Below are 15034 nucleotides of genomic sequence, written 5' to 3' on the forward strand. Positions count from 1 at the left end.
TAGAACATGTTCTAATTTCTGCGTCGCCCAAGCCCAAGCGCTCAGAACACCCCTGCGTCGCGGAAGATCCCGTTGGCCTCACTGCTTCTCGTGACCGCGTCGACGGCGAGGACAACCGCCGCCGACGTCCAGCAACTCTTCTCGACCGGCCAGCGTTTACCGTCGTCGAAGACGAGTCCGGTCCAGTACGAGCCGTCGGGGTCGCGCAGATGTTGGATGGATGCGATGAGCTTCACGGCGTCCGCGGTGTCGCCCAGCGCATCGAGTGCGATTGCCAGTTCGCAGGTTTCGGCACCGGTCACCCAGGGCCGGTGGTCGACGCAGCGCGCGCCGAGACCGGGTACGACGAACTCGTCCCAGCGTCGAGCGATCATCTCCTGACCGGCCCGACCGCGGACCGCCCCGCCGAGCACCGGGTAGTACCAGTCCATCGAGTGCTCGGACGGCTTCTCGAAAACCTCTGGCCTGCAACGAAACGCGTCGCGCAACGCCTCACGGGCACGTACCCACTCGTCGTCGGGTTGCTCCACCTCCGCTGCGATGCGCACGGCGCAGTCGAGCGCCTGAAAGATGCTGGCATTCCCCGTGATCAGCGCCTCGTCGAACATGGTGCCGGTCGCGTGATCGCCCGCCCAGCGGAAGGCGCCGTCGGGCCGCTGGAAACGCAGGACGAGGTTGATCGCCGACCACACCACCGGCCACATGCGTTCGAGGAACACGACGTCGCCGGTGATCTGATAGTGATGCCACACGCCGACGGCGATGTAGGCACAGAAGTTGGAGTCGGTGCCGTGGTCGGTCACGACACCCGAGTCGAAACGCAGCGGCCACGATCCGTCGTCGCGTTGCGTGTGCAGACTCCAAGCGTACGCGGCCTCCGCTTCTGCGTGAAAGCCGGTGACGCTCAGCGCCATTGCCGATTCGATGTGATCCCAGGGGTCGGTGCGTCCGCCGGGGAACCACGGCAGTGCGCCGGAATTCTCCTGCATGGCGGCGATGGCGGCGCCGGTGGCACGCATCTGCTCACCGGTCACAACACCGGCAATGGCGAGCGCACCGACGTGCGCCTGTGCGGTCATCGACCGGGAGACTGGTCGACGACGCTCGACGTCGGGGTCACGACGCCGCGCTCTCCGGCTTCCGCAGATACAACGCGACCGACTTGCCGATCACGGGGTTGAGCACCTGCTCACCCACACGGGTGAGAGCCGGTGCCGACATCATGTCCCACACCAACAGCTTGTGGTACGCCTGCACCAACGGGTTCTTGTTGTTCTCAACGCCCACAGCACATTTGAGCCACCAGTAGGGGGCGTGCAGGGCATGCGCGTGATCGGTCCCGGTCACCTCGAGGCCCGCCGCACGCAGTTTGTCCGCCAGCTCGGACGCCTTGTAGATCCGGACGTGGCCGCCCTCGACCTCGTGGTAGGCGTCCGACAGCGCCCAGCACACCTTCTCGGGCCAGTACCGCGGCACCGTCACAGCGCCGATGCCGCCGGGCTTGAGGATGCGCGCCATCTCGGCGATGGCAGCCTCGTCGGACGGGATGTGCTCCAGGATCTCCGACATCAGCACGACGTCGAAGCTGTTGTCTGCGTACGGAAGTCGCAGAGCATCGCCGACCTCTGCGCGCGCCTTGGCGTCGGCGGGGACCTGACCTTCGGCCATCATCGCGTCGAACATCTCGGCAACGTCGGCCATGTCGCTCTCGGACTGGTCGAACGCGATGACATCAGCACCGCGGCGGAACATCTCGAACGAGTGCCTGCCCTGGCCCGCACCGATGTCGATCACCTTCGTGTGCGACCCGACGCCCAAGCGGTCGAAATCAACTGTGAGCATGACTCCCCTTCTCCGAATCCATCGTTACCCCTTGCGAGTTCGCGTCCTCACTGCGCACTCGCGCGAGAACCGTCTCGTAATGTGCCGCCGTCTTCGCTGCGACAGCAGCCCAGCTATAGCGATCTTCTACCCGCTCACGCGCGGCCACACCCATTGCGGCACGCGCGGATTCGTCGTCGAGCAGCGTTCCGATCGCCTGCGCGAGTCGTTCGGAATCACGCGGAGGCACCAGCGTAGCCGACCGGCCGTCGGTGCCGACGACCTCGGGGATCGCGCCCGCGTGCGTGGCGACAAGTGGTGTGCCGCAGCTCATGGCCTCCACTGCCGGCAGGGAGAACCCCTCGTACAGCGACGGCACGCAGGCGACCTCGGCCGACGCGAGTAGCTCCGCCATCTCCGAATCCTCGAGCCCGGACACCACGCGCACCCGCGAGGAGATGGCGAGGTCGTCGATCATCTTCGCCGACGGTCCGTCGGGGTCGAGCTTGGAGACCAACGTCAGTTCGACGTCGCGCTCGGCGCTCAACTTGGCGATCGCCTCCAGCAGATACGACACACCCTTGAGAGGGGCGTCGGCGCTGGCAACGCAGACCACGCGACCGGGCACACGCGCCGCAGCGGCCTCGGGGCGGAAGATTGCGGTGTCGACGCCGAGCGGGATGGTCGTGATCCGACCGGCCTCGATGTCGAAGGCCTTGCGGATGTCGACCTCGCTGCTCCGCGACACCGTCAACAACTCCGGAATGCGACGCGAGACCCGACCCTGCATCCGCAGGAACGAATGCCACCGCCACGCGCTGACCTTGCGCCACCCCTTGGCCGCCTTCACCGCCAACGACCGATCACGCGTAATCGGGTGGTGGATCGTCGCGATCAACGGATAGCCCTGCTTCTGGATCTGCAGCAGGCCGTAGCCGAGGCACTGGTTGTCGTGCACGATGTCGAAGTCGTCGCGACGGTCGGCGAGCAGCCGCGCGACACGAAGACTGAACGTCAGCGGCTCGCCGAAGCTCGCCGTCCACATCGCACCCACCTCGAGGGCGTCGATCCAATCACGGAATTCACTGGGCCGCGGAGTACGGAACGGGTCGGGTTCATCGTAGAGACCGAGGCTCGGGACCTTGGTGAGCGTGACGCCCGCGTCTATCGCCGACTGGTCGAGCTCGGGATACGGCTGTCCCGAAAAGATCTCGACCTGATGCCCCAGCAGCGCCAATTCTCTGCTGAGGTGGCGTACGTAGACGCCTTGCCCACCGCAATGCGGCTTGCTGCGATACGACAGAAATGCCACGCGCACCTTGTGTTTCCACCTCTCCATTCACGGACCGTCTACGGCCCGACGCTGCTACGGCTCGCCGGCCCATTCGACGACTGACCCGGCTCGCTCGACGACGCCGCTGTCACGATCTCGATTCGGCTGCCTCTCGGGACGCCGACTCGAGTTCTTCGATATGCACCAGTTTCACACGACGCCGCCCCGCCGACTTGCCAGCACTGCGTTCGGTGGCGTCGATGTTCTTCCAACCGGGGAGGTCGATGCGATGGGCGCCGTGGTCGGCCACCAGGTCGGCGACGTCGTCTGCCGAGGTAGACGCCTGCGGCAGTACGCCGTCGACAAAGTCGGCGATCACCGATTCCGCTGTCTCCTGCCCGCACAGGCGGTTGCGTCCGATACCGCCGGTGGCGCCGCGCTTGATCCATCCGGTCACGTACAGACCTCGGACGACCTCGCCGTCGACGCTCGATTGCACCCTGCCCTCGACGTTGGGTACCACGCAGCGCAACTCGTCGAATGGGACGTCGTTGATGGGTACGCCGCGATAGCCGATCGCGCGCAGCACGAGTCCGGTCTCGAAGTCGATGCTGTTGTCGGTCGGCATGATCGCGACGTTCTCACCGGCCTCGGTGTAGACGTTGCGCACGGCGTGAAGTACTCCGACCTTGCCGTCGCCCGTCAGTTCCGTCGGCGACGTCAGGAAGCGGAAGACGATTCGCTTGTTTCCGTCGGTGGTGGGGCGCTGCGCGAACTCCTCCGCGAGTCGCAGCTTGGTCGCGATCGTCGAATCCAGGTGGTCGTCGGAGTGCGCGGCCTCCGACACCGGGTCGAGTGTGAGCTCGGCGGGATCGATGATCACGTCGACACCGTCGACCTCACCCAGCGCAAGGAACTCACTGTTGGTGTAGGCGGCCTGCGCGATTCCGCGTCGGCCGAGGAGCACCACCTCGCGGATGTTCGACTCGCGGAGCGCGGCGAGGGCGTGATCGGCGATATCGGTCTTGGCGAGGTCGTCGGGATCGGTGACCAGAATGCGTGCGACGTCGAGCGCGACGTTGCCGTTGCCCACGACGACCGCGCGCTCGCCGGACAGATCGAAGGTGAGGTCGGCGAAATCGGGGTGCCCGTTGTACCAGGCGACGAACTCGGTCGCCGACACCGAACCCGACAGGTCCTCGCCGGCGATGCCGAGCCGCTTGTCGGTTGGGGCGCCGACCGCATAGATGACGGCGTTGTAGCGGGCGGTGAGTTCGTCGTGGCTGATGTGTTTACCGACCTCGACGTTGAGGAAGTAGCGGAAATTGCGCTTGGCCGAGGTCGCCGCGAAGGTCGACTCGACGCCCTTGGTGGCAGCGTGGTCGGGGGCGACTCCCGCGCGCACCAGCCCGTACGGCGTGGGTAGACGGTCGAACATGTCGACAGAGATCTGCGGTTTACGGACCAGTTCCTCCGCGGCATAGAACGCGGCAGGCCCGGCGCCGACGATGGCGACGCGGACATCTCCCTCGGGGAGCTTGGGGGCCTTCTTCGGGGGAACCAAGCCACCGTCGACGTCGTGATCCTTGTAGTAGTCGGCGTTGATCTGCAGGTAGGGCTCGTCACGCTCGTCGAGCTGGTCGTCGGGAATGATCGCCTCGACGGGGCACTCGTCGATACATGCCCCACAGTCGATGCAGGTGTCCGGATCGATGTAGAGGCTCTCCGCGGTGAAGAATGTGGGCTCATCCGGCGTCGGGTGGATACAGTTGACCGGGCACACCGCGACGCAGCTCGCATCGTTACAACAGGGGCGTGTGATCACATGGGCCATCTGTGCTGTCCTCGAAGTCAACACGTAGAACGTGTTCTATTTTTGTGGTGACTGTATCTTAACGACCACACCGTGAGCTACCCGATCGTAACCGTGGCGTGTGAGCCAGCCGACACAGCCGACAGAGGACATCTATTGACCCGCGACAACAGCCAGGCCACCGGCGCAGCACTCCCCGACCGCAAGGACGGCGCGCGCTTCTTCGAGGCGACGTACCGCGTACGGACCGGCGACGTCGACCAAGACATGCGCGTACGGCTCGACGCCGTCGCCAGGTATCTGCAGGACGTCGCCAACGACAACATCGAGGCAACCGAACTCGGCGATTCGGATCCGTTCTGGATTGTGCGACGGACCGTCGTCGACGTCATCAAGCCCATCTCCTGGCCTGCGACCGTCACCGCACAGCGGTGGTGCGGGTCGCTCTCGACCCGGTGGACCAACATGCGCGTCCGGCTGACAGCCGAGCACGAGACCAATCGGTTCAACCCCGAACCACGCGAGTCCGGATTGATCGAGACAGAGGCGTTCTGGATCAACGTCAACGACCAGGGCATGCCGTCGCGAATCTCCGACGACGCGTTCGAGCTGCTCTCATCGATGACCGACGAGCACCGCCTGCGCTGGAAGTCGCTGAATCCGGAGAAGGCTCCCGACGCCGAGGGTGCGTCGGCCGACGACCGCGAACATGTGTTGCGCAGCACCGACTTCGACCCGTTCAAGCACCTCAACAACGCCGCGTACCTCGAGGCGGTCGAGGACGAACTCGTCGATCATCTCGACCTGATCGACGGACCGCACCGGCTGGTGATCGAGTACCTGCGTCCGATCGTCCCCGGCACGCCGATCACGTTGCGGCGCGTCCGGGAACCCGAACGGCTCCTCCTGTGGATGCTCATTCCCGACGACGACGGCGAGGACCAGGTCGCAGCCACCGTGTCGGTGACGAAGCGCTCAGCCGACCAGGCGGCCGGCGATCGGGAGACCGTTGATCAAGAGGCTGTCGATCGGGAGGCCGGCGATCGGGCTGCGGCGGATCGGTCAGTGACCGCCTGACACGCAGAACTCGTTGCCGGCGGGGTCGGTCAGCGTGGTCCATCCGAAGCCACCACCAGGGATCTCCCGGTCGCCGTGCTTGGTGGCCCCGTTCGCGACGAGAGTGTCGACGATGGCCGGATAGTCCGGCGACGCGAGGTCGAGGTGGATGCGGTTCTTCCCCGGCGTCGGGTCGTCGACTTTCTGGAAGCCGATCGCGGGTCCGCCGTCACGGAGCGCGACGACGACGAAGAATCCGTCATTTTCCGCGACGATCGTGCCGCCGAGATTGGTGGCCCACCAGGTGGCGAGCGAAATCGGCTCGAGCGTGTCGACAGTGATCATGGCAACCGAGAGAGTCATGGACTCACCTTAATCACGATCGGCGTATTAGTCGAACATATGTTTGCTTCTTGTTCATTTGGCGAGCCGTACGTCGAGCAGGTCACCGGTCTCCGACGCAACCACCAGGGCACGCGAATCCGCGGGTTGCACGGCGACGGCCGTCGCCGGTCGGCCGAGTGGAATGCTGCAGTGTGCGCCCGTGCGTACGTCGACGAGGATGAGCGAGCCGAGCGTCGACGTGACAGCGATGGTGTGCGGGTCCAGCGCGGTGAGGTCGTCGAACAGGCCGGGCAGCGGAGCCGTGAGGTCGGCGACGACACGCATCGAGCCGGGATCGTCGAGCGGTACCGCGACGACCCGTCCCGTTCGGCTTGCCGTGAAAGTCAGGTAGAGGTCGTTGCCGATGAGCGTCGCGCCATTGGGGCTGAACCCGTTGACGGCCGGCGACGTGGCGAACGCCGCGCGCGCCGTATCCGTCCATCGTCGGTCGATGGCGCCACCGGGCGCGACCCGGACAACTCCGAGCGAACTGTCGACGACGTATCCGAACCCGTCCGCGTCGAACGCCAGCCCGTTGGGCATCGCGAACCCGCGTGCATAGACCGTCGGATTAGGTTGAGCCGCAAGCGGATCAAGCTTTACGACGACGCCGTTGCGCTCCGCGCCGAACGACAACTGGTCGCCCGAGTTCACGTACAGATCACCGCCTGGACCGACGCGCAACGCGCCGGGCGCCCACACCGGGACGGTTGCGGTGCGCCGTCCGGAGCGGTCGTAGCGTTCCACCGAATTCCCGTAGAGACGTGAGACCCACAGGTTGCCCGAGGGATCGAACGTGAGGTTCTCTGCCCAACCCGTCGCGGACGGCGAGGCAGTCCTGGTGGTGACCGTCGCGCCGGCACACCGGGTGCCCGGGGCCGCGTCGGCGACCGATCCGACGCTCACGATCGCAAGTGCCGCCAGCGCCGGTACGAGTAGCGCACGCAAAAATCGAAACCCGGAGTCTCCCATGGGCATAGATCATGCCTCGGCGAGCGCGGCGGTGCCGGTCGGTCAGTACTGGCTGCCGTCGCGGCAGCGACCATTGACCACCCGTCGCGGCAGCGACCATTGACCACCGTCGCGGCAGCGACTATTGACCACCGTTGAGGAGTAGCTCCATCAGCTTCGTCGGGGCGGCGCACGGGTCGGCAGCTGCTGCTCCGCCGATCGGTTCGACCCAGAACGTGTAGACGCCACGCGTGGGCGCGCGACTGGTCACGCCGCACACCCCTGGGCGCTTGGGGTCGCGTTGCGTGAACGCAGCCTGACTCACGATCCGGACGTTTTCGGTTGTGTAGCCGAGCCGCTTGGCGGTGTCCTTCTCGACGTTGAAGTCGCCCCATTCGAACCAGTTGAAGGTGACGTTCGCGGCGACCGGCCCGTCGACGATCCATCGGCAGATCGCGCCGTTGAAGGTGCCCCGAGCCGTCGTTCCGCCGACCGCTTTGGCGATCTGAGCTGTCGAGAGCACCTGGCATTCGAGGGTCAACTTGTCGAATCGGTCGGTGTCGACGTTGCCGGGCTGATCGGCGTTGGCCTGTTCGGACGAGACTGCCTGGCCGTCGACGGTGCAGCCCGAAAGCGCGGCGACAAGCACGGCCAGAGCGACAAGCAACGGCACGACGACGCGTCTCACGCGCCTCATGACGCACGCTCGATCGACATCGCGGAGAGCTCACGCGTGGCGTCGCAGATCTGTTGGGTGTCGGGGGCCTGCGCGCTCAGTGATGAGGTACCGGCGCTCACCGACCACTCGAAGAAGTCGGCACCGAAGGCGATTCCGATCTCGCAGATGCCTGTGTCGGATGCGATGAATCCCTTGTGTCCGTTGATTTCTATGTCTTTGGTCGACTCGCGGGAGAGTTGCTCGGTGGCGCGCTCACGTCCGATCGGTGAGCCGCGATACCAGTTGAACGATGCCACCGGTCCTGTGCGATCAGCGCTCGACGACCACTCACACACCGACGGATTGTTCACCGTGTTGGTCAGCGTGCCGAGTTTTGTGAGGTTGTTGACCTCCTCTGTGGTGACGCCTCCGCATTCACCGAAGAACGGACCCGACCCCGCCTTCGCCGGCGGCGCCGCAGCGTTGCCGTTGCTGTTGCCTCCCGAATCGTCGGAGTCGGACGAGCAGGCACTGCCGATCAGCGCGATCAGTACCGCCAACGACACGAGGAAGCCACCGCGCATCAGCTTGTCGATCTCGCGTCGCTCGCGTTTCGTCGGCCGGCCGGCACCGCGATCGCGTCGTGGCTGACTCGCCAGGATCTCCTTGGCAGGCGGGGGTGGGCTCTTGTCGATGTAGCAGGCCGACGCCGCCGCGGGCGACACTCGCTTGGTGATCACCTGGGTCACCTCGACGATGCGCTCACGACCACCCAGCCGGAGCCGCACCTCGTCGCCGATACTGACGTGCTGCGCGGGCTTCGCGGTCGCCCCGTTGACCCGGACATGACCACCTCGGCATGCGTCACCTGCAGCCGAACGTGTTTTTGTGAGCCGGATGGCCCAGATGTAGGCGTCGACGCGTGCGCTCACCGTCGGGGCCTCGTTGCCCACGAGTGCACGTCACCCGTCCGCGGTCGTACTCGCACCGGTTATGCCCTGCTCACTTCTGTCGCGTCAGCACGTAGTACCCGCCTGCGACCATTGCGACGCCGAGCACGATCGCCAGGAACCAATTGGCGAAGATTCCTACCAGGAGAAAGACCACGATGCCGGGTGAGATCGCCACAAGGCTCATTCCGGGATGCTCGCGCACCACTTGCGAGACTGCCTTGCTCTTTGCGGGATCGATCGCCATGACTTCCTCCTAGCGTGCGCCACCGTCGACCGCTTGACTCCGCTGAGCGAGCGGTCGGCGACACATCGGGGCCGAACCTGCTTCGGTGGCTCCACTGTAGCCAACGGGGTTCTCGAGCCTGCCGACGTTTCAGGGTCAAATGGGGTTCTGCGGTCAGTCGTCGCGCCGGGGTGGTTCCACCTCGTCGACGTCGAGGTGTTGTTCGACATAATCGGCGCTCGGAACGTCGTCGGCTTGTGGCGGTTCGACTCCCGCAAGGGGGTCGACGAACTCGTCGAGCGGCGCATCGTCGGCAAGCGATTCGCCGGGCTCGTCGTCGAGTGGCGCTTCGGGGTCGACGACGCCTTCGGGCAGGTCTTCGCCTGAGATCGGTCCGCTCATCGTCGTCTCCTCGTGTCGAGTGATCGGCCTCTTCCGTTGTAACAAACAGTCAGATCGCGTGGAAGGCTACTGTCCGCCCGCGGCGCTACTGGCCGAGTGCGCTGACCCCGATGCGGCTTCGGAGGCATTCGCGTCGGGGGCTTTCGCGTCGGGGGCTTGGGTGTCGAGAGCCTTGGTGTCAGAAGAGTCGGTCGTGGCTTCGGCACTCGGGGAGCTGTTCGACGACGCGTCGGCCCGGTCGCCTGTGCCGTCGGTCGAACGGTGTTTGCCCACGTAGTCGTCGAGCGAGCGATGCTTGCCCACGTACCCCGAAGCGCCGAGACCCGACGAATCCCTCTGCGCGGCATCAGCTGTCGATTCCGGTACCGAAGGAGCGTCGAATTGCTTTGTTGCCGTGCTTTTTTCGTTGGCGACGATCGGTGCGCTCGACGCCGCCGGGGTCTCGGTGTCGGTCTCTGTGGGAGCAGTGGCCTCGCTCGTGCTGCTGGCACGCAGGGCGGTGATCTTCGACGTGCTGGCGGCGCTGCTCGACCCGCCGAACGGGCCCACCGACGGCACCCCGAACGGGAACGCGATCTCGGGGATGTCGACTGTCGGCAACAACTGTGCCGTGTCGACGTCGCCGAGGGTGATCACGGGAAGTCCCAGATGATTCGGCTTGACCTTGCCGTTGACCGTCACCGTCGGATTGAACGTCACCGACGAGCCGAGCCAGTGCACCACGATGGGCGCCTGCGTGCCGTAATCGCTTGTGAGGGTGAGCAAGACGGGCAGACCGTAAGCATCCGTCCGATCACCTCCGACGGTGAGCCTGGTGAAGTCCTTGCTGAGAGTAGGAGTTCTACCCTGCAGCAGGTCGCTGATCACGTCCGCGAAAACGCCCGCCGGATCCGAGAGCACCGCGGTCGGGTCGGTGAGTGCGAACTGAACCTCCGGAATCGTCAGGTTGTGCTTGGTCTCGTCGAGCTCGGAGTAGCGAAAGTCGAATGTCCCCAGGACATTGCTGCATGCGCCGACGCCTTCGGCATAGCCTGCGGTCAACCCTCCGTAGCAGCCAACCGACTTCACGCCCGGCACGCTGGTCAAGCGCGGTCCGTCGTGCCAGGCCGTGACATCTGTGGCATCCGTCGTCCATGCGTTCGCCATTCCGAGCACGGCGAACGACCAGGCAGTACGTCCATCCGTCGCCCCCGCGGTCGCGAGACTCACCGGCAGGTAAGCGATCGCCGTCGCCGTGCCCTCGCGACCCGCCAAAGCGAACTCGTAACCCGACCCCTTGACGACGGCCGATCCATGCGCCGTGTTGTTGCCGCTCGGGATGACGGAGATCTCGTCCGGCAGGACCACCGCGACCCCGAGCTTTGTCGCGGCGTCGCAGTTGGCGTTTCCTTTCGTCTCGCCGGTGGCGCAGACGTCGATGTTCCACACGCCCGCGACCGTCCCGGCCCCATCGACAATCGAATTGACGATGTCGTCGGCGACCCCGGCCTCAGCGTGCCCCGCCCCGACCGACTGCCCGAAGCTCAGCGTGGTTGCGGCGGCCACCGCCACGGCACCGGCGGCGGCTCGCTGACCGGCCTTGCGCTTGCGGCGTCGATCCTGCTTCTCCGCTCGACGAACTCCACCGCGCCGCGCACCGTTCACCGCCGATTGAGCCATGTGGCTTGCCCCCTCCGAGACATCGGCTCGAGTACCGTCCCCGAGCTAGGAGGATTCAATCACCACGATTCGGCGAGAACGGACGGTTTCAAGAAAAGTGCCTCACCACCGCGTGCGGTCGAGCGGACGCCCCGACTCGCCGGCCCGCGCGTCGCATCCGAATCCGACCACCCAGTCGCCATCGGCGAGCTCGACCTTGCCGAGCATCATCGGTTGCGGCAGCGCGGCGAGGAACTCTCCCAGCGCCGCGGGCGACAGGACCCAGCTCTCCCCTTCGATGACACGACCCGCATCGAGGTCGCGGATCAAACCCGGCTTGGGCGGCGTCGTATCCAGTGCCACAAGACGATACGACGGCGCTGTGCGTACTTCCCTACCCCAGCGCGCGCCGCGGTCGCTGAGCTCGTGCGTCAGCGGGCCACCAGCCATGTGCGCGCCGAACACGGCGAGCTCGACCGATGGCGCGACCCGCTCGGGCCACGTGGGTGCCGACGCGCCGTGCCGGGAATCGGCTGCCGAAACCCGCAGTCGCCGAGCAAGATCGATGAGGACCGCGTCCTCGTGTGCACCCGCGAGGAGCGTGATACCGAACTGGGATCGGGTTCCGTCGGCCTCGTCGACGACGCCTGCCGGGACCGCCAATCCGCAGAGGTCGAACAGATTGCAAAAGTTCGTGTACGTGCCCATCCGGCTGTTGACGCTGATCGGGTCGGCGGCGACCTCGTCGATCCGTGGGTGGAACGGCGCGGTCGGCACCATCAGTGCCGTCGCGTCACCCCATTGCTCCATCGCCAACGCCCTGAGCTCGGCGAGTCGACGTCGCGCACGGAGCAGATCGACGGCGGTGTAGCCGGATGCCTTCGACACGATTTGTGCCACAACGGGATCGAGTCCGACATCGTCGGAGTCCGCTGCGCTGTCGATGAACTCACCGACGGCGTCGTAACGTTGCGAGACGAGGGCGTCGTCGTAGAGCAGTCGTGCTGCGGCGAGGAAGGGCGTCAGATCGACGGTCTTGATCGTGAAGCCCGCAGCCTCGGCCGCGGCCACAGCCTCACGGAAGGCGTCGCGCCAGCGGTCGTCGAGCTCGGGGAGGTCGGCGGGCACCGCAATGATCGGGGCCTCGGGCGCTGCAAACCGACTCTCGCTGTCGAATGGTCGCTCGCCCATTGCCTCCGCCATCGCTGCGGTGGCCAGGTTCGCAAGCTCGAGGTCGGCGGCAAAGATCGTCGGGACGTCGTAGTCGGCACACGCGGGCACGACCCCGTCGGTGGAGATCGCGCCAACGGTCGGCTTCACGCCGACGATCCCCTGCAGACCTGCCGGAACACGGCCCGACCCTGCGGTGTCGGTACCGATCGCGATGTCGGCGAAACCGAGTGCGACGGCAACCGCAGAACCGGAACTCGACCCGCCGGAGATTCGATCAGTACGCCGTGAATCACGCACGGCGCCATAGGGACTACGGGTTCCGACGAGACCGGTGGCGAACTGGTCGAGGTTGGTCTTTCCGATGACGACCGCGCCGGCCTTGCGCAGCGCGGCAACCGTGGGCGCATCTGCGTCGGGCACGTAGACATACCCGGGACACGCTGCGGTCGTGGGCAATCCTGCGACGTCGACGTTGTCTTTCACGGCGAGGATCACTCCGGCCAGCGGTCCATCGCTCGCCACGGATTGCTGGTAGTCGCGTGCGACGTCGGCCTTCGGGCGAAGGGTGATGAACACCTCGGGCCGGTCGGCGTCGCGGATCGCGGTGTAGATGTCGTCGATCTTGGTCATGCGACCTTCCCCTTCGGATCGGAGCTGTCGGTCTCATTCTGCTCGGTCGTCGTGAACTCTCCGGCCAAGGACCATCGTTCACGCTCTTCGGCGCGCGCGTACTCCATCGTCGTGCGGGATGCGGCAATGGCGTCGGCGTTGTCGGCGAGGAAGCGCTCGTGTTCTGCCAGCGAGAAGGTGCCCTCGGTGATTTTCACGCTGTCGCCGCGGCCGGCCGCGACGTCGGCCCGCATGTCCTGCAGTTCGTCGGCGCCGACCGGGTACCACTTGATGCGGTCGAAGAAGCGGAGCAGCCAGGGATGTTCGGGATCGAACCCTGGAGCCTGCTGCGGATAGCGATGGTTCCAGACCTGCGTGGTGCGGCCGACGAACTGGTAGCCGCCAGGCCCCTCCATCCCGTAGATGCAGAGGTAGGCGCCGCCGATGCCGACGGCGTTCTCGGGAGTCCAGGTGCGTGCAGGGTTGTACTTTGTCGTGACCAGTCGATGCCGCGGATCGAGCGGAACTGCCACGGGCGCACCGAGATACACGTCTCCAAGACCGAGGACGAGATAGTCGGCGTCGAACACGATCCGGTGCACGTCGTCGACCGAGTCGAGTCCGTTCATCCGTCGGATGAACTCGATGTTCCACGGACACCAGGGAGCGTCGGAGCGCACGCCGAGCATGTACCGCTCGATCGCTTCGCGCGTGGCCGGGTCGTCCCACGACAACGGCAGATGCACTGTGCGGCTGGGTACTACGAGTTCCGACGCTGCCGGCAACTGGCTCTCGCACTCGATGAGCCAGTCCCGCATGGCGAGCTGCGACCACTTCGTCGGATCTGCTTTCACCTGAAGCGATCTGATCCCAGGCGTCAGGTCGACGAGGCCCGCGGGGTTCTCCGCTTCGATCCGCTCGGCGAGCGCGTGCACGCGGGCGCGAAGAGCGAGATCGAGTCGCATATCGCCGTATTCGACGAGGATGTTGTCGTCTCCGCTGCGGCGGTAGGTCACCGACGTGGTGCCGTCGGCCGTCGTCGTGGTTCCCAGGATTCCGCTGTCGGGATCACCTCCGCGAGAGAGCACGTCGACAAAACTCGCTCTGCGTGCGAGACCCAGTTCTGCCGGCGACGCCGCCTCCGCGGCCTTCACCGCGACGAACCGCACCGTGTCACCGGGCTTGAGCTGCCCGAGTTTCCATCGCTCCGACGCCGTTACCGTCACCGGGCAGACGAACCCGCCGAGGCTCGGTCCGTCCGGGCCGAGCAGGATCGGGGTGTCGCCGGTGAAGTCCAGCGCTCCAACGGAATACGCATTGTCGTGAATGTTCGACGGATGCAGTCCTGCCTCGCCGCCGTCGGTCCGTGCCCACTGCGGTTTGGGACCGACCAGGCGGATGCCGGTGCGGTCGGAGTTGAAGTGCACCTGATAGTCGGTGCCCATGATCTCGGCGATGTCGGTGGGCGTGAAGAACTCCGGGGCCGAGTGCGGTCCGACTGTCACCCCGAGCTGCCAAGCATTCGTGAACGCGGGCTGCTCCTCGGTGAGAATCCGCGTCGGGTTCCCTGTCGGGAGACCCGCGCGCGCCAGAATGTCGCCGTCGGCAAGTACGCGACCGTCGAGTCCGCCGAACTTGCCCATCGTGAACGTCGAACGGCTGCCGAGGTACTGCTCAGCCTCGACACCCCCGGAGATCGCGATGTACACGCGCAGCCCCAGGGAACCCACGGCCCCGACGTCGAGCACGCCGCCCGCAGGCACGTTGAGTGGGACCCACTGGGGCACAACGACTCCATCGAGAGTCAAAGCGACCGGGGCGCCGGTCACGGCAACCGTTGCCGACGTCGAGAAGCGCAGGCGCGGTCCGAGCATCGTCACCTCGAGTCCCGCGGCGTCGACCGGATTTCCGACGGCCATGTTGGCGAGCCGGAAGGACAGGTCGTCCATCGGACCCGACGGCGGGACCCCGACCTTCCAGTAACCGACGCGGCCGGGCCAATCCTGGATGGTGGTCATGGGTCCGGCGCGTAGCACATCGACGCCGTCGAACTGTGTTGTCTGGCTGTTCATCTCGTCTC

The 15034-nt window shown here is 65.9% G+C and carries 14 protein-coding genes; 1 reads left to right on the top strand and 13 read right to left on the bottom strand.

Annotated elements, in window-relative coordinates; genetic code table 11:
• Positions 1 to 41 precede the first annotated feature (41 nt).
• The 4 genes from ACRVY7_RS06820 to ACRVY7_RS06835 all read right to left on the bottom strand — a co-directional run bounded on the left by ACRVY7_RS06820 (position 42) and on the right by ACRVY7_RS06835 (position 4928).
• On the bottom strand, positions 42 to 1079 hold the full coding sequence (locus ACRVY7_RS06820) for a prenyltransferase/squalene oxidase repeat-containing protein (protein WP_064866453.1): 1038 nt from the start codon (positions 1077 to 1079) through the stop codon (positions 42 to 44).
• 37 nt (positions 1080 to 1116) lie between these two features.
• The gene (locus tag ACRVY7_RS06825) at positions 1117 to 1842 is read right to left on the bottom strand and encodes a class I SAM-dependent methyltransferase (protein ID WP_064866451.1); all 726 of its coding nucleotides are present in this window, start codon (positions 1840 to 1842) and stop codon (positions 1117 to 1119) included.
• Positions 1829 to 3139 carry a glycosyltransferase family 4 protein gene (locus tag ACRVY7_RS06830; RefSeq protein WP_064866492.1) on the bottom strand — a complete coding sequence of 437 codons (1311 nt, stop codon included), beginning with the start codon at positions 3137 to 3139 and terminating at the stop codon, positions 1829 to 1831. Before ACRVY7_RS06830 ends, ACRVY7_RS06825 begins: the two co-directional genes overlap by 14 nt.
• Positions 3140 to 3242: 103 nt before the next feature.
• On the bottom strand, positions 3243 to 4928 hold the full coding sequence (locus ACRVY7_RS06835) for an FAD-dependent oxidoreductase (RefSeq protein ID WP_431816505.1): 1686 nt from the start codon (positions 4926 to 4928) through the stop codon (positions 3243 to 3245).
• Positions 4929 to 5063: 135 nt separating this feature from the next.
• On the opposite strand from ACRVY7_RS06835, the gene ACRVY7_RS06840 reads away from it, so the two are divergent.
• On the top strand, positions 5064 to 5984 hold the full coding sequence (locus ACRVY7_RS06840; RefSeq protein WP_431816506.1) for an acyl-[acyl-carrier-protein] thioesterase: 921 nt from the start codon (positions 5064 to 5066) through the stop codon (positions 5982 to 5984).
• Here ACRVY7_RS06840 and ACRVY7_RS06845 read toward each other — a convergent pair.
• From ACRVY7_RS06845 to ACRVY7_RS06885, 9 genes are all read right to left on the bottom strand, one after another.
• On the bottom strand, positions 5970 to 6326 hold the full coding sequence (locus ACRVY7_RS06845; protein WP_431816507.1) for a VOC family protein: 357 nt from the start codon (positions 6324 to 6326) through the stop codon (positions 5970 to 5972). The two genes, ACRVY7_RS06840 and ACRVY7_RS06845, sit on opposite strands and share 15 nt — an antisense overlap.
• 54 nt (positions 6327 to 6380) lie before the next feature.
• Positions 6381 to 7325: an SMP-30/gluconolactonase/LRE family protein gene (locus ACRVY7_RS06850; RefSeq protein WP_431816508.1), complete on the bottom strand. Its 945-nt coding sequence runs from the start codon at positions 7323 to 7325 to the stop codon at positions 6381 to 6383.
• A gap of 115 nt (positions 7326 to 7440) precedes the next feature.
• Entirely contained in the window at positions 7441 to 7995 is a 555-nt protein-coding gene (locus tag ACRVY7_RS06855; protein ID WP_431816509.1) for a DUF3558 domain-containing protein, read from the bottom strand.
• Positions 7992 to 8888: a DUF3558 family protein gene (locus tag ACRVY7_RS06860; RefSeq protein WP_431817049.1), complete on the bottom strand. Its 897-nt coding sequence runs from the start codon at positions 8886 to 8888 to the stop codon at positions 7992 to 7994. Before ACRVY7_RS06860 ends, ACRVY7_RS06855 begins: the two co-directional genes overlap by 4 nt.
• 70 nt (positions 8889 to 8958) lie before the next feature.
• A complete protein-coding gene (locus tag ACRVY7_RS06865; RefSeq protein WP_064866441.1) occupies positions 8959 to 9153 on the bottom strand; it encodes a hypothetical protein in 195 nt (64 codons plus the stop codon).
• A 153-nt stretch (positions 9154 to 9306) separates the two neighbouring features.
• Positions 9307 to 9534 (bottom strand): hypothetical protein, encoded by a 228-nt coding sequence (locus ACRVY7_RS06870; protein WP_049698729.1) that lies wholly within the window; start codon positions 9532 to 9534, stop codon positions 9307 to 9309.
• A gap of 66 nt (positions 9535 to 9600) precedes the next feature.
• Positions 9601 to 11193, bottom strand: a complete 1593-nt coding sequence (locus ACRVY7_RS06875) for a hypothetical protein (protein ID WP_431816510.1) — start codon at positions 11191 to 11193, stop codon at positions 9601 to 9603.
• Between the two features lie 102 nt (positions 11194 to 11295).
• Positions 11296 to 12975 (bottom strand): allophanate hydrolase, encoded by a 1680-nt coding sequence (gene atzF, locus ACRVY7_RS06880; protein WP_431816511.1) that lies wholly within the window; start codon positions 12973 to 12975, stop codon positions 11296 to 11298.
• Positions 12972 to 15026 (bottom strand): 5-oxoprolinase/urea amidolyase family protein, encoded by a 2055-nt coding sequence (locus ACRVY7_RS06885; protein ID WP_431816512.1) that lies wholly within the window; start codon positions 15024 to 15026, stop codon positions 12972 to 12974. The genes atzF and ACRVY7_RS06885 overlap by 4 nt, the downstream gene beginning before the upstream one ends.
• Positions 15027 to 15034: the final 8 nt, after the last annotated feature.

The sequence above is a fragment of the Gordonia jacobaea genome, from assembly GCF_965344965.1.
Classification (GTDB): domain Bacteria; phylum Actinomycetota; class Actinomycetes; order Mycobacteriales; family Mycobacteriaceae; genus Gordonia; species Gordonia jacobaea.

Coding starts and splice junctions, on each gene's coding strand:
- ACRVY7_RS06820 (WP_064866453.1), bottom strand. CDS start 1,079: ATGACCGCACAGGCGCACGTCGGTGCGCTCGCCATTGCCGGTGTTGTG.
- ACRVY7_RS06825 (WP_064866451.1), bottom strand. CDS start 1,842: ATGCTCACAGTTGATTTCGACCGCTTGGGCGTCGGGTCGCACACGAAG.
- ACRVY7_RS06835 (WP_431816505.1), bottom strand. CDS start 4,928: ATGGCCCATGTGATCACACGCCCCTGTTGTAACGATGCGAGCTGCGTC.
- ACRVY7_RS06845 (WP_431816507.1), bottom strand. CDS start 6,326: ATGACTCTCTCGGTTGCCATGATCACTGTCGACACGCTCGAGCCGATT.
- ACRVY7_RS06850 (WP_431816508.1), bottom strand. CDS start 7,325: ATGCCCATGGGAGACTCCGGGTTTCGATTTTTGCGTGCGCTACTCGTA.
- ACRVY7_RS06855 (WP_431816509.1), bottom strand. CDS start 7,995: ATGAGGCGCGTGAGACGCGTCGTCGTGCCGTTGCTTGTCGCTCTGGCC.
- ACRVY7_RS06865 (WP_064866441.1), bottom strand. CDS start 9,153: ATGGCGATCGATCCCGCAAAGAGCAAGGCAGTCTCGCAAGTGGTGCGC.
- ACRVY7_RS06870 (WP_049698729.1), bottom strand. CDS start 9,534: ATGAGCGGACCGATCTCAGGCGAAGACCTGCCCGAAGGCGTCGTCGAC.
- ACRVY7_RS06875 (WP_431816510.1), bottom strand. CDS start 11,193: ATGGCTCAATCGGCGGTGAACGGTGCGCGGCGCGGTGGAGTTCGTCGA.
- atzF (WP_431816511.1), bottom strand. CDS start 12,975: ATGACCAAGATCGACGACATCTACACCGCGATCCGCGACGCCGACCGG.
- ACRVY7_RS06885 (WP_431816512.1), bottom strand. CDS start 15,026: ATGAACAGCCAGACAACACAGTTCGACGGCGTCGATGTGCTACGCGCC.